24 protein-coding genes are annotated in these 22995 nt (G+C 69.7%); 10 read left to right on the forward strand and 14 right to left on the reverse strand.

All coding sequences use genetic code 11. From position 1 onward, the window contains the following. Window positions 1-119 precede the first annotated feature (119 nt). Together mqnP and OG897_RS26535 are read right to left on the reverse strand one after the other, a co-directional pair. Window positions 120-1028, reverse strand: a complete 909-nt coding sequence (mqnP, locus tag OG897_RS26530; RefSeq protein WP_266660026.1) for a menaquinone biosynthesis prenyltransferase MqnP — start codon at window positions 1026-1028, stop codon at window positions 120-122. Further along, complete coding sequence (locus tag OG897_RS26535) at window positions 1025-2476, reverse strand: menaquinone biosynthesis decarboxylase (RefSeq protein ID WP_266660028.1); 1452 nt, start codon at window positions 2474-2476, stop codon at window positions 1025-1027. The genes mqnP and OG897_RS26535 overlap by 4 nt, the downstream gene beginning before the upstream one ends. An 88-nt stretch (window positions 2477-2564) precedes the next feature. Here OG897_RS26535 and OG897_RS26540 point away from each other — a divergent pair, with 88 nt between their 5' ends. Genes OG897_RS26540 through OG897_RS26550 form a run of 3 tightly spaced genes read left to right on the forward strand, consistent with a single transcriptional unit; the run spans window position 2565 to window position 4621 of the window. After that, window positions 2565-2984, forward strand: coding sequence for a PLD nuclease N-terminal domain-containing protein (locus tag OG897_RS26540; RefSeq protein ID WP_266660030.1), 420 nt, complete (start codon window positions 2565-2567; stop codon window positions 2982-2984). Window positions 2985-3034: 50 nt separating this feature from the next. Then, the gene (locus tag OG897_RS26545; RefSeq protein ID WP_266660032.1) at window positions 3035-3967 is read left to right on the forward strand and encodes an META domain-containing protein; all 933 of its coding nucleotides are present in this window, start codon (window positions 3035-3037) and stop codon (window positions 3965-3967) included. 54 nt (window positions 3968-4021) lie between these two features. Beyond that, entirely contained in the window at window positions 4022-4621 is a 600-nt protein-coding gene (locus tag OG897_RS26550) for a DUF4291 domain-containing protein (protein ID WP_266660034.1), read from the forward strand. A 93-nt stretch (window positions 4622-4714) separates the two neighbouring features. Here the strand turns inward: OG897_RS26550 and OG897_RS26555 are convergent, their stop codons facing one another. The 3 genes from OG897_RS26555 to OG897_RS26565 are packed head-to-tail and all read right to left on the reverse strand — an operon-like array spanning window position 4715 to window position 5744. Further along, a complete protein-coding gene (locus tag OG897_RS26555) occupies window positions 4715-4933 on the reverse strand; it encodes a hypothetical protein (protein WP_266660050.1) in 219 nt (72 codons plus the stop codon). A gap of 44 nt (window positions 4934-4977) precedes the next feature. After that, window positions 4978-5403: an ATP-binding protein gene (locus tag OG897_RS26560; RefSeq protein ID WP_266660052.1), complete on the reverse strand. Its 426-nt coding sequence runs from the start codon at window positions 5401-5403 to the stop codon at window positions 4978-4980. After that, a complete protein-coding gene (locus OG897_RS26565) occupies window positions 5400-5744 on the reverse strand; it encodes a hypothetical protein (RefSeq protein ID WP_266660054.1) in 345 nt (114 codons plus the stop codon). The genes OG897_RS26560 and OG897_RS26565 overlap by 4 nt, the downstream gene beginning before the upstream one ends. Before the next feature lie 240 nt (window positions 5745-5984). Here OG897_RS26565 and OG897_RS26570 point away from each other — a divergent pair, with 240 nt between their 5' ends. Beyond that, window positions 5985-6854 carry a helix-turn-helix transcriptional regulator gene (locus OG897_RS26570; protein WP_266660056.1) on the forward strand — a complete coding sequence of 290 codons (870 nt, stop codon included), beginning with the start codon at window positions 5985-5987 and terminating at the stop codon, window positions 6852-6854. Between the two features lie 22 nt (window positions 6855-6876). Beyond that, on the forward strand, window positions 6877-7071 hold the full coding sequence (locus OG897_RS26575) for a DUF397 domain-containing protein (RefSeq protein ID WP_266660058.1): 195 nt from the start codon (window positions 6877-6879) through the stop codon (window positions 7069-7071). Window positions 7072-7333: 262 nt separating this feature from the next. Here the strand turns inward: OG897_RS26575 and OG897_RS26580 are convergent, their stop codons facing one another. From OG897_RS26580 to hemL, 8 genes are all read right to left on the reverse strand, one after another. Then, window positions 7334-7846 (reverse strand): SRPBCC domain-containing protein, encoded by a 513-nt coding sequence (locus OG897_RS26580; RefSeq protein WP_266660060.1) that lies wholly within the window; start codon window positions 7844-7846, stop codon window positions 7334-7336. 77 nt (window positions 7847-7923) lie between these two features. Further along, window positions 7924-9090, reverse strand: coding sequence for a c-type cytochrome biogenesis protein CcsB (gene ccsB / locus OG897_RS26585; RefSeq protein WP_266660062.1), 1167 nt, complete (start codon window positions 9088-9090; stop codon window positions 7924-7926). Then, window positions 9087-10832 carry a cytochrome c biogenesis protein ResB gene (locus tag OG897_RS26590; protein WP_266660064.1) on the reverse strand — a complete coding sequence of 582 codons (1746 nt, stop codon included), beginning with the start codon at window positions 10830-10832 and terminating at the stop codon, window positions 9087-9089. The genes ccsB and OG897_RS26590 overlap by 4 nt, the downstream gene beginning before the upstream one ends. Window positions 10833-10836: 4 nt before the next feature. Next, on the reverse strand, window positions 10837-11535 hold the full coding sequence (locus tag OG897_RS26595) for a cytochrome c biogenesis CcdA family protein (RefSeq protein ID WP_266660530.1): 699 nt from the start codon (window positions 11533-11535) through the stop codon (window positions 10837-10839). A 116-nt stretch (window positions 11536-11651) separates the two neighbouring features. Beyond that, on the reverse strand, window positions 11652-12275 hold the full coding sequence (locus OG897_RS26600; protein WP_266660066.1) for a TlpA disulfide reductase family protein: 624 nt from the start codon (window positions 12273-12275) through the stop codon (window positions 11652-11654). A gap of 108 nt (window positions 12276-12383) precedes the next feature. Then, window positions 12384-13658 (reverse strand): hypothetical protein, encoded by a 1275-nt coding sequence (locus tag OG897_RS26605; RefSeq protein WP_266660068.1) that lies wholly within the window; start codon window positions 13656-13658, stop codon window positions 12384-12386. 170 nt (window positions 13659-13828) lie between these two features. Further along, a complete protein-coding gene (locus OG897_RS26610; protein ID WP_266660070.1) occupies window positions 13829-14536 on the reverse strand; it encodes a histidine phosphatase family protein in 708 nt (235 codons plus the stop codon). Beyond that, complete coding sequence (hemL, locus tag OG897_RS26615) at window positions 14533-15840, reverse strand: glutamate-1-semialdehyde 2,1-aminomutase (RefSeq protein WP_266660072.1); 1308 nt, start codon at window positions 15838-15840, stop codon at window positions 14533-14535. Before hemL ends, OG897_RS26610 begins: the two co-directional genes overlap by 4 nt. Window positions 15841-16013: 173 nt before the next feature. On the opposite strand from hemL, the gene OG897_RS26620 reads away from it, so the two are divergent. The 5 genes from OG897_RS26620 (at window position 16014) to OG897_RS26640 (ending at window position 21354) form a co-directional block, all read left to right on the forward strand. Then, the gene (locus OG897_RS26620) at window positions 16014-16748 is read left to right on the forward strand and encodes a hypothetical protein (RefSeq protein WP_323188101.1); all 735 of its coding nucleotides are present in this window, start codon (window positions 16014-16016) and stop codon (window positions 16746-16748) included. A 193-nt stretch (window positions 16749-16941) separates the two neighbouring features. Further along, complete coding sequence (locus tag OG897_RS26625; RefSeq protein WP_266660074.1) at window positions 16942-17121, forward strand: hypothetical protein; 180 nt, start codon at window positions 16942-16944, stop codon at window positions 17119-17121. Between the two features lie 119 nt (window positions 17122-17240). After that, window positions 17241-18347 carry a magnesium and cobalt transport protein CorA gene (locus OG897_RS26630; RefSeq protein WP_266660076.1) on the forward strand — a complete coding sequence of 369 codons (1107 nt, stop codon included), beginning with the start codon at window positions 17241-17243 and terminating at the stop codon, window positions 18345-18347. Between the two features lie 229 nt (window positions 18348-18576). Continuing rightward, window positions 18577-20517, forward strand: coding sequence for a hypothetical protein (locus OG897_RS26635; RefSeq protein WP_266660078.1), 1941 nt, complete (start codon window positions 18577-18579; stop codon window positions 20515-20517). Between the two features lie 114 nt (window positions 20518-20631). After that, window positions 20632-21354, forward strand: a complete 723-nt coding sequence (locus OG897_RS26640) for a Mut7-C RNAse domain-containing protein (protein WP_266660080.1) — start codon at window positions 20632-20634, stop codon at window positions 21352-21354. Between the two features lie 106 nt (window positions 21355-21460). On the opposite strand, the gene OG897_RS26645 is transcribed toward OG897_RS26640, so the two are convergent. Further along, a complete protein-coding gene (locus OG897_RS26645; protein ID WP_266660082.1) occupies window positions 21461-22915 on the reverse strand; it encodes a threonine/serine exporter ThrE family protein in 1455 nt (484 codons plus the stop codon). Window positions 22916-22995: the final 80 nt, after the last annotated feature.

The raw sequence follows: 22995 nt of genomic DNA on the forward strand, positions 1-22995 counted from the left end.
GGGGCGAGGGGCGTAGCCCCCATCCGTGACAGCAAGCCCCGTCAGGGTTTAGGTGAAGGGGCGGGGTTGGGGCAGCCCGCCGCAGGCGCACCCGGGCACGGACCACCCGGCCCGGGGGCCTAGACCGTCAGTCCCCGCACCAGCAGATCCAGCAACGCGCACGCGAACAGCGCGATCCCAATAAACCCGTTCACCTGGAAGAACGCCCGGTTCAACCGCGAAAGATCATGCGGCCGAACGATCGTGTGCTCGTACACAAACGCCACGGCGACGATCACCATCCCGATCCAGAAGAAGATCCCGGCATCGGTACGGACCCCGTACCAGACCAGCAGAGCCGTCGTCAGCACGTGACACACACGCGCCCCGTGCAACGCCGCCGGAATCCCGAACCGAGCGGGCACCGACTTCACCCCATGCGCCCGGTCCGCCTGAACATCCTGCGACCCGAAGATCAGGTCGAAGCCGCCGATCCAGACCCCGACCGCCAGCCCGAGCACGACCGCGTCGCCCGACCACTCCCCCGTGATCGCGATCCACGCCCCGACCGGCCCCATCGCCTGGGCCAACCCCAGAATCGCGTGCGGGAAGTTCGTGAACCGCTTCCCGTACGGGTACACGACCATCGGGATCACGGCCACCGGCGCGAGCGCCAGACACAGCGGATTCAGCAGCGCCGCCGCCCCCAGGAAGAAGACGAGGGCGATCCCCGCCCCCGTCCACGCCGACTTCACACTCACCGCACCGGTCACGATCTCCCGGTTCGCGGTGCGCGGATTCCGCGCGTCGATCTCCCGGTCGATGATCCGGTTGGCCGCCATCGCGAAGGTCCGGAGCCCGACCATCGCGATCGTCACCAGGAGCAGCCGCCCCCAGTGGATGTTCTTGTCCAGCTGGAACATGGCCGTCAGCGCGGCGATGTACGCGAACGGCAGCGCGAAGACCGAGTGCTCGATGAGCACCAGGTTCAGAAATGCCCGGACCTTCCCCGGCTGTGGCTGCGGGACTGCTGCTGCGGCGCTGCTCACAGGCCGTATTCCTTCCACCGGCGGGAGACCTTCGTGGCCGTCGCCGGGTCCGACTCGACCATGTTCGGCCAGCCACCGTCTCGCGTGTACCCCTCTTCGGGGAGCTTCTTCGTGGCGTCGACACCAGCCTTGCCGCCCCAGTACTGCTGGTACGAGGCGTGGTCCAGATGGTCGACAGGCCCCTCCACCACCACCAGGTCCCGGGAGTAGTCGACGTTCCCGAAGGCCCGCCACGCCACTTCGTGGTAATTCCGCACATCACAGTCGCTGTCCACAACAACGATCAGCTTCTCCAGGGACAGCATGTGCGCCCCCCAGATCGCCGACATGACCTTCTGCGCGTGCTTCGGGTACTTCTTGTCGATCGACACGATGATGCAGTTGTGGAAGCCGCCCGCCTCGGGAAGGTGGTAGTCCACGATGTCCGGCACGATGATCTTCAGCAGCGGCAGGAAGAAGCTCTCCGTCGCACGCCCCAGCGGCCCGTCCTCGGTCGGCGGACGCCCCACGACGATCGACTGGAGAATCGGCCGCTTCCGCATCGTGATGGTGTCGATCGTCAACGCCGGGAAGTCCTCCTGCGGCGTGTAGAAACCGGTGTGGTCGCCGAAGGGCCCCTCCGGCAGCATCTTCCCGGGCTCCAGCCACCCCTCCAGCACGACCTCGGCGTGCGCCGGAACCTGGAGCGGAACGGTCTTGCAGTCCACCATCTCCACCCGCTTCCCCTGGAGGAAACCGGCGAACAGGTACTCGTCGATGTCCCCGGGCAGCGGAGCCGTCGACGCGTACGTCACGGCGGGCGGAGCCCCGAAGGCAATCGCGACGGGAAGCCTTTCCCCCCGCTTCGCGGCCACCTGGTAGTGGTTCCGGCTGTCCTTGTGGATCTGCCAGTGCATGCCGATGGTGCGCTTGTCGTGCCGCTGGAGGCGGTACAGGCCCAGATTCCGGATCCCGCTCTCGGGATGCTTCGTATGCGTCAGACCGAGATTGAAGAACGACCCGCCGTCCTCCGGCCACGTGAACAGCGCCGGAAGCTTGTCGAGGTCGACCTCGTCCCCCCGCAGCACGACCTCCTGCACGGGGGCGTCCTTGACCTTCTTCGGCGGCACGTGGGCCATCGCCCCCAGCTTGCCGAAGGCATCCCGTACCCCCACGAACCCCTGCGGCAGCTCGGGCTTCAGCAGCCCGCCGATCTGCTCGCTGATCTCGCCGTACGACGTCAGCCCGAGCGCCTTCAGCAGCCGCCGGTCCGTCCCGAAGACGTTCATGGCCAGCGGCATCGCCGACCCCTTGACGTTCTCGAAGAGAAGAGCGGGGCCACCGGCCTTGTTCACCCGGTCGACGATCTCCCCGACTTCCAGGTGGGGGTCGACTTCGGCCGTGATGCGCTTGAGGTCGCCCTCGCGGTCCAGGGCGCGGAGGAACGAGCGAAGATCGTCGTAAGCCATGTCGTCCAGTATCGGACACCGACTACCCTGGGCCCCTCACCGGGGCCGCTGATCGGGCCCTTCTGACGTCCCCAGGGGGAAGCACTCCATGCTCAGGGCACTGATGTTCATCCTGCCGCTGGCGCTGACGATCTACGCGTTCATCGACTGCCTGAACACCCCCGAGGACGAGGCCAAGCACCTGCCCAAGGTGGCGTGGGTCTTCATCATCCTGCTCTTCTGGGTCGTCGGCCCGATCGTCTGGCTCGCCGCGGGCAAGAACCGCCGCCCGCCGCAGGACGGCCGCACCCCCTCCGAGTGGCACCGCAACAAGCGCACCACGTGGGTCGCCCCGGACGACAACCCCGACTTCCTCAAGTCCATCAAGGACGAGAACAAGAAGGACGAGTCCCTCCTCAAGGACTGGGAGGCGGACCTGCGCCGCCGCGAGGAGGAGATCAAGCGCCGCGAGTCGGGCGAGGACGGCGACTCCAAGGGCCCGAAGGGCCCGGACGACTCGGCGAAGTAGCCCTCCGGCCCGCCCGGAACCAGCGACGACGTACGCACGTCCGAGAAACCATGCGCAGACACAACCCCAGCCGCCTGTTGCTCACCCTCCTGACCTCCCTGCTCGCCGTCACGGCATGCAGCTCACCGGAGGCCGGGGGCAAGGGTGGAGAAGAAGGAAAGGACGGCGCGGACCCGGCGCAGTCCGCAGCCCTGCCTGCCCCCCGCAAGCCGCAGAGCAAGCACGAAACGGCCCTGGCGGGAACCCGCTGGAAGATCCAGTGGGTCACGGTCGGCGGCAAGAACATCGCCGCCCCCGACCAGGCGGGCGCCTGGGTGGAGTTCACCCCGGAGGGCACGGCCCTCGGCAACTACGGCTGCGTCCCCTTCGAGGTCGGCACCACCTTCTCCGGCGAATCCCTCACCCTGGACAAGGCCGAGAAGGAGTACTCGTCCAGCAGCCTCTGCCCGGACAAGCCCCGCACCTTCGAGGAGAAGCTCCGGAAGATCTTCACCGGCCCGCTCACCCTCAAGTACCGGCACGACGCCTACACCCTGGACCTCACGAACCCCGACGGCGACTACGTAGCCATCAAGCTCATACGCCCCAAGAACCTCTTCGGCCACCGCTGGCAGCTCCAGCACCTGCTGGTTAGCGACACACAAGGCCCGACGTACGCCGCAGGCAAGGAGATCTACTTCGTCTTCCACGAGAACGGCACGGTGAGCGGCAAGCTCGGCTGCAACGACTTCTCCGGCCGGGCCACCTTCCAGGGCGAGACCCTCACCCTCTTCCGCACCGCCCTGACCACGCAGCGCACCTGCTCCGCGCAGATCATGTCCGACGAGAAGGACCTGCTCTCGGTCACCAAGACCGCCCGCGCCTTCACCTACCGGGTCACGCACGAGTCCCTCACGGCCTACGACGAGACCCAGCCCAACGTCTTCGGCTACGAGTTCCAGGCCCTCCCGGACAAGCCGGAGCAACCGCCGCCCGGGCCCTGACCGATCGCGCGAAACCACTGGCCTACGATCCGCCTGTACGCCAGCCTGTCCGGCATGCCATCCGATGCCGTTCCCCAGCGCCAGATCCGCGCCCTGCACGGCGCCGACACCATCACCGTCTACCAGGCGTACCCGCCCGAGATCGGCCTGCCCGCCGTCCGGGACGGGAAGTTTCCGCGGAACTGGATGCGGGACCAGATGACGTGGATCAGGCCGTCGTTCCTGTGGATGATGCACCGCAGCGGTTGGGCGACCAAGCCGGGCCAGGAGGTCGTGCTCGCCGTGGACCTACGCCGAGAAGGCTTCGACTGGGCCCTCAGCAACGCCGTCCTCTCCCCCTACGACCGCACGGTGCACCCCGACAAGGCCGCCTGGAAGCGTCAGGTGAAGCACGCTCCGGTACGGGCCCGGTGGGGGCCGGAACGGGACATCAGCCTCAGCCCCCTCCCCTACCGCTCCCTCCAGCTCAGCCTGTCCGGGGAGGCCGCACGCCGGTACGCGGACGAGTGGATCGTCGGCATCCGGAACGCCACCCCCCTGGCGAAGACCATCGGCAGCACCCTCGCCGAACACGGCCCCGCGAGCGCGTCCCTCTTCCTGCTGGTGGAGTCCCCGTACCCGGTGCCGAAGGAGGCCCGGATCAACGCCGTTTGAGCGGGGTCGGCTTCGGCCGGTGGGCGGACCGTGCGTGAATCCGAGCCTTGTTCGCTCGCATCCACGCACGGTCCCTCACTCACGGTCAGTCGGTCAGTCGGTCATCCAGGCGTGCCACGGGCGGACGATGATCTCGCGGTACGTGTGGTGGGACGGATTGCGCCCCGCATGTCCCAGTACCCAGGTCTTGGGTTCCTGGAAGTCCACGTGCGGTTCCGACCGCTTCTCGCACACCGCGCACTGCATGGCGTACGTGGTCGGCTCGGCGTCCGGGAGGCGGTCGGGCTCCAGCACCCAGCGGACCCATCGCATGACCGTTCGCACCGAACTTCCCCTTTCTGGCGCGCCGTTGCCCGTCACCGCAGCACCTGCGTGCACTCCGCCCAGACCGACTTGCCCGGTCCGGGCCGTTCGGTCACACCCCAACGGTCGGCCACTCCGTCGACGAGGGCCAGACCGCGCCCCTCGCAGGCGTCCAGGACTTCTTGCCGCGGCTGGGGCCGCCGCGCCGAGGCGTCGTGCACCTCCAGGCGTACGCCGTCGCCGCCGTCGCCCGCGAGACGCAGGAACCGGGTCTCGATCTCGCGGCCCGGCACCCGGGCGTGCCGCTGGGCGTTGGTCAGCAGCTCGGAGAGGACGAGGGTCGCGGCGTCCTCCACCGCCGCGTGCCCCCAACTCGCGAGCGCGTTGCGGAGTTCCGCCCGCGCCTGGCCGACCGCGCGGGGGTTGTAGCCCCAACGCAGCACGACCTCACCGGGGTTGTCTCCCCTTTCTGCGTTCATCGAGCCACCGCCATGCCGTGGATCTGGATCACGCGGGGACCGGCGTCGATGCCGTACGAGGCGAACAGCAGGTCCCGCCGTCGCCGCTGCTGGAGCCTGCGGTTCACCCGCTCCCACCGCTCGTACTCGATCTGCGCACGCGAGCGTACGAGAGCACCGGACGCGCTGCGCAGGGGCGGGAAGTAGCCGGGGGCGAAGGGGGGTGCCGTACGGGTGGCCAGGACGCGACGCGGGCCGGGAACCGGCCGGTGTGGGGGCCGGCCCGCCGACCGAGGCCGGGCCGCCTCCGGGGCCAGGAGCGGCCGGAGCAGCTCGAAGAGTTGGGCGATAGGGTTTCGCACGTTGACGCTCCTCTGAAGCGTTGGCCATGCCCCCGGACGTTCGCGCGTCGCGGGGGTCTTGTCGTTGCGGCACGCAGGCCACCTTGATCACTCAAGCGCGACAGCTCGGCACGCTGAGTAACCATGGATTCAGAGTGCTCCGCGTTCGAGCAATTGCGCAAGCGATTCTTTGGAACAAGACCCATGATCTTTTTCTGGCGATATGGTCTGCCCCAATAGGCGCAGTTGAAGGGGGTACGCATGCCCGAATCAAGGCCGACCGTGCGACGCCGCCGCCTCGCGGCGATGCTGATCAAGTACCGCGAGGAAGCGGGCAAGTCCACCGAGGAGGCGGCGGAGAGAATCGGTTGCCACCGGACCAAGGTCAACCGGATCGAAGCTGCCCGGCTCGGCATCTCGCTGGGTGAGCTGCGGGACCTCCTGACCTTCTACGGGGTCGAAGACCAGGACCAGGTCGACGAGTTGGTCTCACTCGCCCGCAAGGGGAGGGCTCCCGGCTGGGTCCAGAAGGCCAGCCTGGCGCGTCCGTCCTACTCAGACTTCATCGGCTACGAGGAGTCCTCGAACTACATTCGGTCGTTCCAATCGACCCTGGTTGCCGGGCTGTTGCAGACGCCTGACTACGCGCGGGCGGTGATCGTCGCAGCCCAGGCGGGCTGGGGTTCCGCCCAGGTCGATGCGCTGGTCACAGCCCGCATGGAACGCCAACAGGTCCTCAAGGCCCCGCAACCGCCTCGCCTCCATGTCATCCAGAGCGAGGCGGCGCTGCGTCTCGAAGTAGGAGGGTCCGAAGTCATGGGCAAGCAGCTTGAGCACTTGGCTGCCATGGCTGAGCACCCGAGCATCGAACTCCAGGTCATTCCGGACCAAGCAGGCGCACATGCGGGCCTGTTCGGGTCCTTCGTCCTGTTCGGCTTCCCCAACCCTGCGTACTCCGACGTCGTATGCGTGGAGCACCGAACGGGGACCCTCTTCATGGAATCCCCCGAGGAGACCGAGGACTATACGCTGATCTTCGACTCCCTCCGGTCCATCGCTTTGAGCCCCGGAGACAGCCTGAAGAGGATCGCTCGGATCCACCGAGAGCTCAGCAAGGCGAGCAACAGCTAGGAAGTTGGAGAGGTAGACACGGATGAGCACACCTGAGCTGAACGAGGCTGCTTGGCGCAAGAGCAGCTACAGCGGTAGCGGCGGCGACTGCGTCGAGGTGGCCGACCTCGTGAACTCCACCGCCGTCCGCGACAGCAAGGCCGCCCACGGACCTGCCCTGATCTTCCCCGACCAGGCGTGGAACGCCTTCGTCGCGGACGTGAAGCACGCACGCTGAATCGAGCATCTCTCCGCCGGAGCCCCCGACCGTGTCCTTCCGAGGCCGGTCGGGGGCTCCGGCCGTTCCCCCACGGCTGCCCGGGCGCGGGCCGAGGAAGCGCACCGGCCCGCGGCCGGGGAGGGGTGGGCAAACGGCCTGGGCCTCGGTGCCGCGAAGGGGGGAAACGGGAACGGGGCTCGCGTCGGAGGGCGCTGCGGCCCGCGTCAGGGGGTAGCAGCGCCGCCCGCGCCAGGGGATAGCCCCGGCCGCCCCGGTCGCGTCAGCGGGATTCGTACTCGGTCAGGAGTTCCTGGTAGCGGGTGAGGGACCAGGTGGACCAGTCGTACGGAGTGCCCGTGAGGGCCTTCACCAGGAGTTCGAGGTGGAGGTGCCAGCCCGCGAGGCGGCTGGGGAGGTCCGAGGCGGGGAGGTCGCGGAGCTCGTTCGTGAAGCGCAGGACCGTGGCGTCGGGGCCGTTGGGCTCCAGGTGGAAGCGGGCGCGGCCGTTGACCGAGGTCGTGTACTCGGCGACGCGGCCGGGGTCCCAGGCGGTGATCCGGCCCTCCTCCGTGAACGGGGAGCCCTCGTACTGCCAGTGCAGCGCGGTGGCCGCACCGAGTTTCGGCTCCCACGGGTCGGGGAGCGCCAGCCACTGGCTCAGGCCCGCCGGGGTCGCCACCGCCGCCCAGACGTGGTCCAGAGGGTGCGGGAGCGCCAGCTCGAAGCGGAGGAACCAGGCACCGGGGCGCGGTTCGGCCTTGCCGTGGGGGAGGGAAGGGGTCGCCGTCGTCATGGGAAACAGCCTGGCCCGCGCGCGTGACGAACGCGAGCGGGCCAGGCTGGACGGAGCAATCGCACGGACGGGCCGGACTACAGACCCGCGTACGAGTGCTTGCCGTTGAGGAAGATGTTGACGCCGTAGTAGTTCCAGAGCCACGTGCCGAAGGCGAAGAGTGCCAGGTAGGCGGCCTTGCGGCCCTTCCAGCCCGCCGTGGCGCGCGCGTGCAGGTAGCAGGCGTACGCGATCCACGTGACGAAGGACCAGACCTCCTTGGGGTCCCAGCCCCAGAAGCGGCCCCACGCGTCGCCCGCCCAGATCGCGCCCGCGACGATCGTGAAGGTCCACAGCGGGAAGACGCCCGCGTTGATGCGGTACGAGAACTTGTCCAGGGTCGAGGCCGCGGGAAGGCGGGAGACCGTGCTGTCCATCAGGCGGCGGAAGGGGACCCGGACGGCGCGGATCGCCATGACGAACGGGTTGGACTTCGGCAGCGAGGCCAGGTGTGCCTTGAAGACGTCGGCGGTCTCGCCCAGCTCGGCGCGGACCTCGTAGCGGTCGCGGAGCAGGTAGCCGACCGTGCCGACCGCGCCCACGTAGAAGATCGCGCCACAGATGATCGCGGTGGAGACGTGGATCCAGAGCCAGTACGAGTCCAGGGCGGGGACGAGCTGGTCGCTGTCGGTGTACAGCCACTTGGTGGCGATGCCGAGGTCCAGGAGGACCGTGGTGACCAGGGGGAGACCGACCCAGCGGACGTTCATCTTGGTGAGGAGGAACGCCAGGTACGCGCCGACCGCCACCGTCGAGAAGGTGATGGAGAACTCGTACATGTTGCCCCAGGGGGCACGCTGCACGGACAGGGCCCGGCAGGCGACGCCGCCCGCCGCGACCAGGAAGCCGAGGAAGGTGAGGGAGATCGCGATGCGGCCGTACAGGTCGCCCTTGAGCGTGCCGCCCGCCGCGCCCGCGCCGTCCTCGGAGTCCCGCGTACCGGCGGCGGACCGGGTGACGACCTGGGGCTTGTCGAGGACCGCCGTTGCCCCCTTGGACCGTACGGTCACGGCCGGAGCGGCGGCGGGGCGGGTCAGGGCGGCTGCGGTGCGGCCGACCTTGCTGCGGCTGCCGAAGGTCCACTCGGCGATGTGCGCGAGGAAGGCCAGGGTGTAGACGGCCATCGCGGAGTAGATCAGGACGTTGCTGATCTCCGCCAGGTTCTGATTGGTTTCCGATGCTGCTGCGGCGGCTGCGAGGATCACGCGCGCGCTCCTTCGACAGGGGATTCTTCGGCGGGAGGCGGCGTCGCGGTGCTCGGCGCCTGAGTGTGGAGGGTTTCGGCGAGGGCGGCCAGTTCCTCGGGGAGGCGGCCGGATTCGCTGCGGCCGAGGCCCGCCATCTCGACGAGGGTGGTGCCGTCGTCGGACGTCACCGCGCGGACCCAGATGCGGCGGCGCTGGATGAAGAGCGACGCGGCGAGGCCGAGGATCGCGGCGACGGCTCCCGCGAGGGCCCACATGTTGCCGGGCTGCTCGGAGACCTGGAAGGTCGCCCACTCCTTGATGTCCTTCTCGAAGGTGACGGAGCCCGCCCCGTCGGGAAGGGTCATCGTCTCGCCGGGCAGGAGCATCTTGGCGAAGGGGCTGCCGTCGGGCTTCTTGAACTGGGTCATCTTGCGGGTGTCGAGCTGGTACACGTTCTGCGGCAGGCCCGCGTCGACGCCGAGGCTGCCGTGGTAGCCGGTGAGGGCGAGCGCGGGGTAGTCCAGGCCGGGGTACTTGGAGAACATGCTGCCCTTGCCCGCGCCGCCGAAGGTCGGCACGAACACGGCGGTGAAGCCGAGCTGGGTCCGCTTGCCGCCGGCGTCCCGGTAGCCGTCCATCACCTTGATCGCGCCGGTGGAGGTGACGTTGGAGTCGGTGGGCAGGAGGGGGGCTGGGCCCTTGAAGACGACCTTGCCGCGACCGTCCTTGATGGTGATCGTCGGGGCGTAGCCGTGGCCGATCAGGTGGACCTTGGAGCTGCCGACGGTCAGCGGGGTGTTGACCTCGATGACGCCCTTCTTGGGCTTGCCGTCCGCGCCCTCCCAGTACGTGATGTGGGCCTCGTAGACGCGGGGCGTGCCACGCTGGGGGCCCGTGCGCTCGTACGTGCCGACGAACTCGTCGAGGTGGAAGCCGAAGGGCTCCAGGTCGGTGTCCTTGTCGAAGAGCGAGCCCGACTTGAAGTCGTCGTACTGGGTGAGGCTGTTGGAGAAGCCGCTGCCCTCGGTGATCAGCTTGCCGCCCTCGGACTTGAAGAGCTGGCCCGTCGCGAAGGCGAGGAGGAGCACGATCAGCGCGATGTGGAAGATCAGGTTCCCGGCCTCGCGCAGATAGCCCTTCTCGGCGGTGACGGCCGTGCCCTCGACGTGCGCCCGGAAGCGCTTCTTCTTCAGGAGGGCCAGGGCGAGGGCGCGGACCTCGTCCGGGGAGGCGTCCGTACGCCACGTCGTGTACGCGGGCATGCGCGTCAGGCGGCCCGGTGCGCCCGGCGGGCGGCTGCGGAGCTGACCGACGAACTGCCAGGTGCGGGGCACGATGCAGCCGATGAGGGAGATGAACAGCAGGATGTAGATCGCGGAGAACCACACCGAGCTGTAGACGTCGAAGAGCTGCACCTTGTCGTAGAGCGGTGCGAGCGTCTCGTGCGCCGTGAAGAAGTCGTCGACCTTGGTCTGGTCGACGCTGCGCTGCGGGATCAGCGATCCGGGGATCGAGGCGATCGACAGCATGAAGAGGAGGATCAGCGCGACCCGCATCGAGGTCAGCTGACGCCAGAACCAGCGGATCCAACCGATCACCCCGAAGGACGCCGGAGCGGGCGTGCCGCCCCGGGACTCGATCTCCCGGTCGTCCTTGGGGGCCGTGGAGAGACGGTCGGACGCGTTCTGCTCGTCGGCCTGCGGAGCCGTCTGCCCGTCCTGCTCGTCCGTCCCGGCGACGGGTCCTTCGGTCTTGCTCATGAAACTAGATCCCCACCTGGAAGCTGTCGGTCCAGCCTTGCATGTCGCGGACGACGATGTCCCAGAGGCCCGTGAGGAGCAGGAGACCGGTCGCGATCATCATGATCCCGCCGATCCGCATGACCCAGACGTAGTGCTTCTTGATCCAGCCGAACGCACCGAGCGCCTTGCGGAACGCCACCGCCGCCAGGATGAACGGGATGCCGAGGCCGAGGCAGTACACGACCATCAGGAGCGTCCCGCGCCCCGGTGCGGCCTGGCCGATCGAGAGCGCCGAGATGACGCCGAGCGTCGGGCCCAGGCACGGGGTCCAGCCGATGCCGAAGAGCACGCCGAGGACCGGCGCCCCGACCAGACCGGAGACCGGCTTCTTGTGGAAGCGGAACTCCCGCTGGGTCAGGAAGGGGAAGGCGCCCATGAAGAAGAGGCCCATCAGCACCATCAGGACGCCCAGGACGATGTTCGTCGTCTTCTGGTACTCCAGCAGGTACTGGCCGAAGTACCCGAAGAGCGCGCCGCCCGAGACGAACACCGCGCTGAAGCCGAGCACGAAGAGCGCCGCCCCGGCCGCCATCCGGCCCCGGCGCTGCTCGGCGAGGTCGGTGCCGCTGGTGCCGGTGACGTACGAGAGGTAGCCGGGGACCAGCGGAAGCACGCAGGGCGAGAAGAAGGAGACCAGGCCCGCGAGGAGCGCGATCGGCATGGCCAGCAGGAGCGCACCGGACTCGACGGTGTCGGTGGCCTCCGCCAGGGCGACGAGAGGTGCGGGGTCCAGTCCCGCGGAGGTCAGTCCGGCGGGGATCGCTGCGGTCACCTCGGTCACTTCTCGGCCAGTACGGGGTCGATCATCTGGCGGAGCTTCTTCTCGCTCAGCGCGGCCAGCGAGCGACCGGCGACCCGGCCCTCCTTGTCGATGACGAGGGTGTTGGGGATGCCCTGCGGGTTGAGGCTGCCCTTGGGGAAGCGCAGCATCAGCTTGCCGTCCGGGTCGTACAGGCTCGGGTACTCGATGCCCGCGTCCTTCTCGAACGCGATGGCCTGGTCCTTCTGCGGGTCGCGCGCGTCGATGCCGACGAACTCGACGCCCTTGCCCTTGAGCTCCTTGGCGACCTTCGCGAAGGTCGGCGCCTCGGCCCGGCAGGGCGGGCACCAGGAGCCCCAGATGTTCATGACGACGACCTTGCCCTTGTACGAGGCGAGGTCGAGGTCCTCGCCCTGGAGGGTCTTGCCGTCGATCGTGGGGGCGGGGGTGCGGTCGGCGACCGGCACCGTGTCGATGCCGCCCTTTCCGGCCACGAAGTTGGTGCCGCCCCCGCCCGACGGCGCGTTGCCTTCGCCGGAGCAGGCCGACAGGGCGAGGGCCCCGGCGACCACCGCGGAGACCGCGAGCGCGGTGCGGGAGGTCCGGGTCGAGCGGCGGCGGGGGGCGCGGGCGGGACTCATGTGAAAAGTTTCGCATGGCAGTTCCCACGATCTTGCGCGCCCCCCTACGTGCCTGCAAAGCCCCTTGTCAAGGGCACATAAGGGGCTATGCGGCAGTCTTCGGGCCGGTCAGTTCGCGGGAGCGCCCGTCTTCGACCCGGCCTTCAGGAAGGCGTTCCAGCCACCCGCGGGCTTCTGCCCGACCTCCAGGGAGCGCAGCTTCGCGAGGACCGAGGGGTCCTGCACGTCGAGCCAGTCGACGTACTGCTTGAAGGAGACGAGACGCGTCTCCTTCGTGCCCGCGATGTGCTTGATCGCCTCCTCGACGGCGTCCATGTAGATGCCGCCGTTCCACGTCTCGAAGTGGTTGCCGACGTAGAAGGGGGCGCGGTTGGTGGAGTGCGCGCGCTGGAAGCCCTTGATGTACGCGCCGGTGGCCTGCTTCTTCCACTCGGGGTAGCGCGAGGTCATGCCCTTGGTGGAGTTCTTGGACTGGTTGGCCAGCATGTTGTAGTCCATCGAGAGGACCTCGAAGCCCCGGCCGGGGAAGGGGATCTGCTGGAGGGGCAGGTCCCAGATTCCCTTGCGCTTGACGGGCCACATCTGACGGCCGCCCGGCGAGGAGGCGTCGTAGCGCCAGCCCAGCTTCTTGGCGATCGGCAGCAGGTTGTCCTGGCCGAGCAGGCACGGGGTGCGGGCGCCGATCAGTTCCTTCTTGTAGTCGAAGGGCAGCGGGTCGAGATCGGTCCAGCCGGTGTTCGTCTTCCACTCGGTGACGAACTTCACGGCCTGGTCGATCTCGCTCTCCCACTGCGCGGGGGTCCACTTGGCGACCGAGCCGGAGCCCGCGCAGAAGTGCCCGTTGAAGTGGGTGCCGATCTCGTGGCCTTCGAGCCACGCCTGACGCACGTACTTCAGCGTCATCTTGACGTGCTCGTCGGTGAGGTAGCCGATGTCGGAGGCGCCGACGCGGTTGTTCGGCGGCTTGTAGAGCTTCGCCTTCGACTCCGGGAGGAGGTAGAGCCCGGAGAGGAAGAAGGTCATCGCCGCGTCGTGTTCCTTCGCGAGCTTCAGGAAGCGCGGGAAGAGGCCGTTGCCGACCTCGCCCGCACCGTCCCAGGAGAAGATCACGAACTGCGGCGGGGTCTCGCCCGGCTGGAGCGGGACGGGCTTGTCCGGCTGGTTCGGCTGCTTGCCGGTGTCGGCGGTCGAACCGTCGCCGATCGGCTTGGCGTCATCGGTCGGCGAGGGCGTGCCGCCCTTGCCGGGCTGCTCGGTGCCCCGGCCCTTGTCCGCGTTGCCTGCGGGGCCGGTGCCCTCGCCGCCCTTGCAGGCGGCGAGACCTATCGCCGCCGCGGCTCCGGCCCCGGCTCCCAGCAGTCCCCTTCGGGTGATGTCGCGCATAACTCCCCATCCGCATTCGTCGCGCCTTCGGCCCATGAGATGGACATCAGGTGAGAGGGCGCGACGAACGCTCAGGTTCCGGCAAATTGCACATATCTCGCTGAGTGTTCGTGAAAACACGCGGCGATCATGCGCAGTTCGCGTGTACGCACGGCTGCTACCCGGCCAGGTCAGGCACCGAACGCCTTGTCCTTGCCCTTGACGGGCTTCGCACCTGCCAGCAGGTGCGCGGGGACCAGATCGCGGGCGGGCTCGGTGTACCCGACCGACACGATCTTGTCGCCCTGGTACGTGAACGTCGTCAGCGAGGCCAGCGTGCACTGCCGCTTGCGCGGGTCGTGCCACAGGCGGCGGCGCTCGACGAAGCTGCGCACGATCCAGATCGGCAGCTGGTGGCTGACGCACACCGCCTCGTGCCCGCGCGCCGCGTCACGCGCCGCGTTCAGCGCGCCCATCATCCGGACGACCTGATCGATGTACGGCTCGCCCCAGGACGGGCGGAACGGGTTGGTGAGGTGCTTCCAGTTATCCGGGCGGCGCAGCGCGCCGTCGCCGACGCCGAAGGTCTTGCCCTCGAAGACGTTGCCCGCCTCGATGAGGGAGGCGTCCGTCGCGATGTCCAGGCCGTGCGCCTTGGCGATCGGGGCGGCGGTCTCCTGGGCGCGCTCCAGCGGGGAGGCGACGACGTGCGTGATGTCGCGGTCCGCCAGGTGCTCGGCGACCCGGTCGGCCATCTTCCGGCCGAGGTCGGAGAGGTGGTAGCCCGCGCGGCGGCCGTAGAGGACGCCTTCCGGGTTGTGGACCTCGCCGTGCCGCATCAGGTGGACGACGGTGAGGTCCCTGTTGTCCCTGTTGTCCCTGCTGGACGTGCTGCTCATGCGGTGGCCTCGGCTGCGGCTCGGGCGGCGGCGGGCAGGGCGGCGGCGATGCGCTCGACGGCCTGCGCGTCGTGGGCGGTGGAGACGAAGTACGACTCGAAGGCGGAGGGCGGCAGGTAGACGCCCTGCGACAGCATCGAGTGGAAGAACGCGGTGAAGCGGAAGGACTCCTGCTTGCGCGCGTCCTCGTAGTTGCGCACCTCGTCGGAGGTGAAGAAGACGGAGAACATGTTGGAGGCCGTCTGGAGGCGGTGCGCCACGCCCTCCTTGGTCAGCGCCTCGGTGAAGAGGCCCTGGATCTCGGCCGACACCGCGTTGACCTTCTCGTACGCGGCGTCGTCGAGCAGTCGCAGCTGGGCGAGGCCCGCCGCGGTGGCGACCGGATTACCGGACAGGGTGCCCGCCTGGTAGACCGGGCCGACCGGGGCGAGGTGCTCCATGACGTCCTTGCGGCCGCCGAAGGCCGCGGCCGGGAAGCCCCCGCCCATGACCTTGCCGAAGGTCAGCAGGTCGGGCGCGACGCCGTCGACGCCGTACCAACCGGCCTTGCTGGTGCGGAAGCCGGTCATCACCTCGTCGGAGATGTACAGCGCGCCGTTCTTCGCGCAGGCCGCCTTGAGGCCCGCGTTGAAGCCCTCGCCTGGCGGCACGACGCCCATGTTGCCGGGCGACGCCTCGGTGATCACACAGGCGATCTCGCCGGGGTGCGCGTGGAAGGCCGCGTGCACCGCGTCCAGATCGTTGTACGGGAGCACGATCGTGTCGCCCGCCTGCGCGCCGGTGACACCCGGGGTGTCCGGCAGCGCGAAGGTGGCGAGGCCCGAACCGGCGGCGGCGAGCAGCGCGTCGACGTGCCCGTGGTAGCAGCCCGCGAACTTGATGACCTTCGCGCGCCCGGTGAAGCCACGGGCGAGCCGGATGGCCGACATGGTCGCTTCGGTGCCGGAGGACACCAGTCGCACCTGCTCGACGGGTGCGATGCGGTCGACGATCTCCTCGGCGAGCGCGACCTCGCCCTCGCCGGGCGTACCGAAGGACGTACCGCGTGCGACGGCTTCCTGGACGGCGGCGATGACTTCCGGGTGCGCGTGACCGAGGATCATCGGACCCCACGAGCACACGAGGTCGACGTACTCACGGCCGTCGGCGTCGGTGAGGTACGGACCCGTACCGGACACCATGAACCGGGGCGTACCGCCCACGGCCTTGAAGGCACGGACCGGGGAGTTCACGCCGCCGGGCGTCACGAGGGACGCGCGGTCGAAAAGCGTCTGCGAAACTGGGGCGTCATAGGGGAGGCTCACACAGCAATGGTGTCAGAGGCCCGCCCGGTCTTGCGGACAGGTGTTTCACCGCCCGGGCGCTGGGGAGGTCACTGGTCACCAAACCGAGAAGATGATCGAGCCGCGCGGCCGGGGCAGGGCCCGGGGTCGAAGCACGGCAACGAGCGCTGACACAGCACAGTCGGGTGAGAGATATGCATCGCGGTGGCGGACTGGGCGAGGGGACCGACGACCTGGGTCCCGAGCGGGCCCGGCGCGGACGGCACCGGCGACGAGAACGAGCGGCACGCGCGGAGGCGAGCGAGGCCCCGGACGCCGCGCCGATCGCCGACGCCGTGGGCGGCAACGCCCGGAGTGCGGACGGTCTGGGCGGGAATGCCCGGAACGCCGACGCCCTGGCGCACGGCTTCCCGGCGGGTCACGATTCCCTGGCAGGATTGGGTACGGGATCGGGATCGAACGCGTCGGGCACGGGAAGCAGGGTTGGCCGGGTGGGGGTGACCTACAAGTACTTCGGCGCTCCGAACGGCGCGACGGCGGCCCGCGTTCCCATCTCGATGCGCCCGGAGGAACTGGGCGGCGACGAGCTGGGCATGGGCGGCATGTTCACCAAGATCAAGCCGGAGACGATGGCCGCGATGGTCCTCACCGGCATCCAGGGCATACCCCTGCACAAGGTCCCCCCGCTGGAGCTGGTCGTCCTGCACCCCGACTACGCCGTGGTGAAGCTCCCCATGACGGTCGTCGACCCGCTGCGCGGCATCGGCGAGGAATCGGTCGGCGCGGCGGCCTTCATCTGGTCGACGGTCCCGGACAGGGGCGGCCCGAGCGACGCGTTCAACGTGTACCAACTCCTGCACGAATGGCAGGACTTCAGCCACCGGCTGCACGAGGCGGGGCATCAGGCGTACTGCCTGGTCTGGCCGTAGCGCCGCTGGCTCTCCACTGGTCCTCGGCCGGTCCTCCGCTGGTTCTCGGCTGGTTCTCGGCTGGCCTTCCGGGTGATCCGCCACTCCCCGCCTTCGCTCCGGAGCGCACTCCGGCTCACTCTCGCCGAGTTTTCAGGCCATTCTCAGCTGCCCGGAACGACGACTGTCAGTGGTAGCACCTACGCTTGTCCACATGTCCTCCACTTCTTCGAGCCCTGGTTCCGTTCGCTCCGCCGCTGTCGTCAACGCCGAGATCCGCGCGCTCTGGTCGCGTACGGACGGCGCACTGTCACCGGCGGACGAGGCGCGCTACCAGGACCTGCTCGTGGAGTGGGCCGCAGCGGTCCGTGACGCGTTGGTCAAAGCTGCCTGACCGGCAGCCCGGCAGCAGTTCCGGCAGCGGTTCCGACAGCCGATGCGCCGTGTCAGGCGCTGGTCAAGGCTGAGTAAGGGCCTGGCCTGGACTGCGGCACTCGGGGCAGACTCCCCGGCATGCCGCTCATGCACCGCCTCCGCCGTGCCGCCCGCCGACGCCTCAAGGCCGTCCGCACAACGGTGGATCTCAGCCATCCCTCCCGCTCCCCTCTCGGCAGCGCCGTGGAGAACTGCGTCGTCTTCGAGGAGGGCGTGCGCACGCCCCGCGACTGTTCGGCCGCCGAGGCGCTGGAGCGGGTCCGCAAGGGCGACGGCAGGGCCTTCGTCTGGCTCGGCCTGCACGAGCCGGAGCAGGCCGAACTCGACGAGCTGGGCAGCCTGTTCGGGCTCCACCCGCTCGCCCTGGAGGACGCGGCGGGCCCGCACCGCCGCCCCCGCCTGATGCGCTACGACGACACCCTGTGCGCCGTCTTCAAGACCGTCCGCTACGTCGAGCACGAGGAGCTCACCGCCACCAGCGAGGTCGTCGACACCGGCGAACTGATCGCGTTCGCGGGCGTCGACTTCGTCATCACCGTCCGGCACGGCGGCACCGGCTCGCTCGGCCCGATCCGCGAGGCCCTGGAGGACGTGCCGGAGCAGCTGAAGATGGGCCCGGCCGCCGTCCTGCACGCCCTCGCCGACTTCGTCGTGGACGAGTACGAAAGCGTCACCGAATCCGTCCAGGACGACATCGACCTCGTCGAGTCCACGGTATTCAGCCCGGACTCGGGGCGTGTCGACCCCGGCCACATCTACCAGCTCAAGCGCGAACTCCTGGAGCTGAAGAGGGCGGTGGCCCCGCTCGCCCGCCCCCTCCTCGCCCTCGCCGACCCCCTGAAGCCGCTGCCGCCCGTCGGCCCCGGCCTCCAGCCGTACTTCCGGGACGTGGCCGACCACCTCGCCCGCACCGTCGAGCAGCTCTCCTCGTACGACGCGCTGCTCGACTCGATACTCCAGGCGCACCTGGCGCAGGTGACGGTCGCGCAGAACGAGGACATGCGGAAAATCACGGCGTGGGCGGCCATCGTCGCGGTGCCGACGATGGTGTGCGGGGTGTACGGGATGAACTTCGACCACATGCCGGAGCTGCGGTGGACCTTTGGGTATCCGCTGGTGGTGGGGGTGATGGTGACGGCCTGCTTCCTGGTCCACCGAAGCTTCCGCCGCAACGGCTGGCTCTGACTCCCCCTCGCCCACTCCGCCCGGCCCCCTTGGACGGCGGGGCCGCGCAGTGACACGGCACAGGGCGCACCGCTGCCGAGCGGGTGATTCCCCACCACCCAACCCACCCAATACCGGGCAAATCAACGCGTGGCCGATTGGATCAAGGGTTGTCTGCCCAACCCAGGCCAGCCCCACCGGCCACCCCGGGCACACCCCGTCCCCCATGCCTCACCCGGAAGGCGGCCCCGTGACCGTCCTTGATCTGCCGTCCGCCCCCCAACACAGCCCAGGAGACCAGTCCTCCGGCTCCACCGCCCTCAGCGCGCGACTCCCCCGGATCCCCGTCTGGCTGGCCCGCACCGCCTTCGTCGCCACCACCCTCGCCCTCGCCGGACTGGCCTGCTGGTACGCGTTCTGGCTCTGCCGCTTCACCGTCGACGACGCCTTCATCACCTGGCGGTACGGCAAGTCCTTCGCCGAGAGCGGGGTGTGGGACTGGAACCCGTTCGTCGAGGGCTCCGGCCTCCCCCGCGTCGAGGCGTACACCAATCCCCTCTACGCCTTCGTGTCGATCGTCCCCGCCGTGGCGGGCTGGCCGGTGGAGGCGTTCTTCAAGGCGCTCGGACTGCTCCTCCTCTGCGGCGGCATCGCCACCGCCGCCCTCCTGCGCGACGTACCGCGCTACCAGCGCGTCGCCCTCGTCGCCCTCATGGCCGCCAACCCCCTCTTCGTCTCCCACTTCTTCCACGGCCTGGAGAGCGGCAGCTTCGCCCTCCTCATCGCCCTGCTGTTCGGCGTCCTCTACCGCCGAGGCAGGCTCGGCGCGCTCGGCTGGGCCGCCGCCGCCCTGGTCGCCCTGTCCCGCCCCGAAGGCATGGGCTACGCGTTCGTGGCCGTGGCCTGGGCGGCGCTGGTCAACCGCAAGGACCGCCGCGAGGTGCGCGGCGCGCTCGCCGTCGCGGGCGGTCTGGTCGGCTACTGGGCGCTGCGCGCCTGGTGGTTCGGGCACCTGATGCCCAACACGTACATGGTGAAGTCCGGGAACGTGGACGCGTTCGGCATCATGCAGCGGCTCACCCACCCGGTCGTGCCGGTGCTGACGATCCTGGCCGGGGCCGCCGTGCTGTGCGAGATCTTCTGGCGGCGGGCCGACGCCAGGAGGGACCGGAAGAAGGGCACGGCGGACACCGCCGTACGCCTGCCCGGCCAGGGCGTGCGTCCCACCACCCGCACGCCCCTCCCCCTCCAGGACCTCACCCCGACCGTGCTCGCCGCGCTCACCTGCGCCGTCACGCTCGTCTTCTATCCCCTCTCCGTCCTCCACATGGACGTCAACAACCGCTTCTTCTGGCAGCTGACCGCACCGATCGCCCTCGTCCTGCTGTGCCGCCCGCTCAAGGGCCGCAGGCTGCCGGGCGGGGCGAAGGCCACCGACGGGGCCGCCCCCAAGTGGGCCGCGCTGGCACTCGCGCTGACCGGAATCGGCATCCTGTACTTCAAGGAGCTCCCGGGCATCGACCCGAAGGCGGTCCTCGCGGGCGGGGTCGCGGCAGCGGCGGTGGCCCTGGTGCTGTGGGGGCGGACGGTGACACCGTTGCTGGTGGTGGGTGCGGCGGGCGTCATGCTCGCGGTGTCGGCCACGCCCCTGGAGACCATGGTCGGCGGCATGACGTACCGCTTCCACCTGCGCGAGGCGCACGAGGAGCTGGGCCGCATCATGGCGCGGGACAAGACCATCAAGGGGTTCGTGGGGATGGGCGACGCGGGAGTCTTCCCGTACGCGCTCAACAAGGACCAGCAGGCCATCGACCTCGGCGGACTCGCGGACCCGTACATGGCGGATCCCAAGGGCATCCCGCGCGAGGTGTTCGCGAAGCACGGGGCGGCGGTCGTGGTGCTGGCCGGGGAGCCGGACTACGGCAGGAACTGGTTCGGGATGGCCTCCTCGTACACGATGGTCGACCACGTGAAGAAGGCGAAGTGGACGTACTCGGCGGGGCTGCCCTTCTCCGGGTCGTACTGGCTGAACGTGTTCGTGAAGCCGGGCACGGGGCAGCAGTTCCTGCGGGAGCTGAAGGCCAGGCGGCCGGTCGCCGAGCAGGCCAACGTGTCGCCGGAGCCGATCGGCTGGGCGTACGCGAAGGCCCACATGTGGGACTTCCCGTTCCTGAACGATCCGGTGCGCTGAACACCCCGTGCGAAGAACGATCCGGTCCGATGAACGATCCGGTGCGCTGAGCGACCCCGTGCGCTGAGCGAAATTCCGTCACCCCCGCCCCGCCCCAATGGCAGGGTGGGGCCCGTGAACGGACCCCGGATTCAGATAACCTTCGCCCCCGAACTGCACCTCTTCGTCGCGGCCGACCGCCGCGCGGGCCGTACGGACGCCGACACGGACGGCGTGTCCACCCTCGGGCACGTCGTCGAGTCCCTCGGCGTCCCGCTCACCGAGGCGGGGGTGCTCTCCGTGGACGGCCGCGCCGTCCACGCCGGGCACGTGCCCCAGGAGGGCGAGCGGATCGAGGTGGGAGCCGTGGCCCGCCCCCAGCAGGTCCCCGGCGCACCCCTGCGCTTCCTCCTCGACGTCCACCTGGGCACCCTCGCCCGCCGCCTGCGCCTCCTCGGCGTGGACGCCGCGTACTTCAGCGAGGACGTCGGCGACCCGGCCCTCGCCGCGTACTCCGCCCGCGACCGACGGGTACTGCTGTCCCGGGACCGGGGTCTGCTGCGCCGCCGCGAGCTGTGGGCGGGCGCGTACGTCTACAGCGACCAGCCCGACGAACAACTCCGCGACGTCCTGTCCCGCTTCGCCCCCGTCCTCGCCCCGTGGAGCCGCTGCACCGCCTGCAACGGCGAGCTGAAGGAGGCCACCAAGGAGTCGGTGGCGGGCCTCCTTGAGGGCGGCACGGAGCGCTCGTACGACGTCTTCGCCCAGTGCACGGCCTGTGAGCGGCCGTACTGGCGCGGGGCGCACCACGCGCGGCTCGCGGAGGTCGTCGACGCGGCCGTCGCCGAGTTCGGCTGACCGGTCCAGATCGGGGTCCAGATCGGGGGTCCAGATCGGGGGGAGAAGACAGGGGCGGCGCGCGCTCGCGAAAGCCCGTCCGCCCTATCCCCGTATCCCTGCCGCCCTATCCCCGTATCCCTGCGGTCTCCGACGCCACGACCACCGTCGTCGCCGCCGCCGGAGCCTCCGCCCGCGCGGCACCCCGTACCGCCCGCCATCTGCGCAGGAACTGCACCGTCTCACCCACCGCCGAGATGCCGCCCGCCAGCGCCAGGATCACGCCGAGCGCCCGCAGCATCCCCGTCATGCCCTCCAGTACGTCCGACTTCGTGACCGCGTACAGCGCCTTGTAGACGAGCGTTCCGGGGAGGAGCGGGGCGGCTGCCGGGATGACCCAGGGGAGGGCGGAGGTGCGGGCGCGCCGGGCCAGGACGTGGCCGCCGATCGCGACGGCGACGGCGGCGATGCCGGTGGCGGCGATCGGCGAGAAGTTCAGCTCGCGCAGCTCCGCGTAGACGACGACGCCCGCCAGGCCCAGCAGCCCCACGGCGGGCCACTTGCGCGGGGCGACCTTGTAGCGGGCGGCGATGCCGACGGCGAAGAAGGCCGCCGCCGCGAGCCGCCAGTCCAGGTACGTGCTGGCGGCGACCCGTACGGAGGGCAGCGTGGGCACACTCAGCCCGAGCCGGGTCGCGAGCCCGAGGACCAGGCCCGTGCCCAGGACGACCGAGGCGAAGATCGTGAGGGTTTCCAGCAGCCGGGCGACGGCGGTCAGGTAGTGCCCCGCGAGGGAGTCCTGCACGGCGCTGGTGGCCGCCATCGTCGGGAGCAGGACCAGCACCCCGGCGATGACGATCGACTGGCTGGCGGCGCCGGGCCAGACCGCGTGGACGACGAGGGCGACCGCAGCGGCCGGTATCGCGGCGAGCGCGAAGCGGTAGAAGGCGGGCACGCCGTAGCGGGCCATGGAGCTGCTGATCCAGTTGCCGGTCACCGCCGCCAGCAGCGAGCAGAGGGCGACGCCCAGCGTGGCGCCGGTCAGGACGCTCGCGGCGGCGGCGATGAAGCCGACCAGGGCGTGTCCGGCGTAACGCCGCTTCCAGGGCCGCAGTGCGCCGGGCAGCTCCGGTTCGGGAAGCAGGGCGGCGGCGGCCGTGCGCGCCTGGGCGAGGGTCAGCTTGCCGTCGTGGATGTCCTGGACGAGGAGCTGGGTGTTCTCCAGGTTCGCGAAGTCGGTCTTGCGGTGCTGGATGATGCGCTTGCCCATGAGCGGTACGGCGTCCCCGGCCGCGTGCCCGGTCAGCTCGACGGCGTTGAGGGTGACGTCGGAGTCGCAGTCCTCCAGTCCGAACGCGTCGGCGATGACGAGGACCGCGGCGACGGTCTCCTCGGCGGAGGCCCCGTTGCCCGCGATCAGCTCGCCGATGTACAGGGCGAGGTCGAGGGCGTCGGCCGCCCGCTGCCTGGCGTTGTCCGCCTGGCGTTCCGCGCGCAGTTTCCGCGATCCGTACCGGCTCGAATCGAGCCCGCGTACGTGCGGGAGCGTGTGGTGCAGCCAGGGAAGAGAAATGCTCGGCATGGAGAGGGAACCTTGACGGACTCGGGGGCGGGGGGCTCATCCCCTCCTCCCCTCCGCCGCACCCTTTAAACACAAATGTC

The organism is Streptomyces sp. NBC_00237, from assembly GCF_026342435.1.
Lineage (GTDB): Bacteria > Actinomycetota > Actinomycetes > Streptomycetales > Streptomycetaceae > Streptomyces.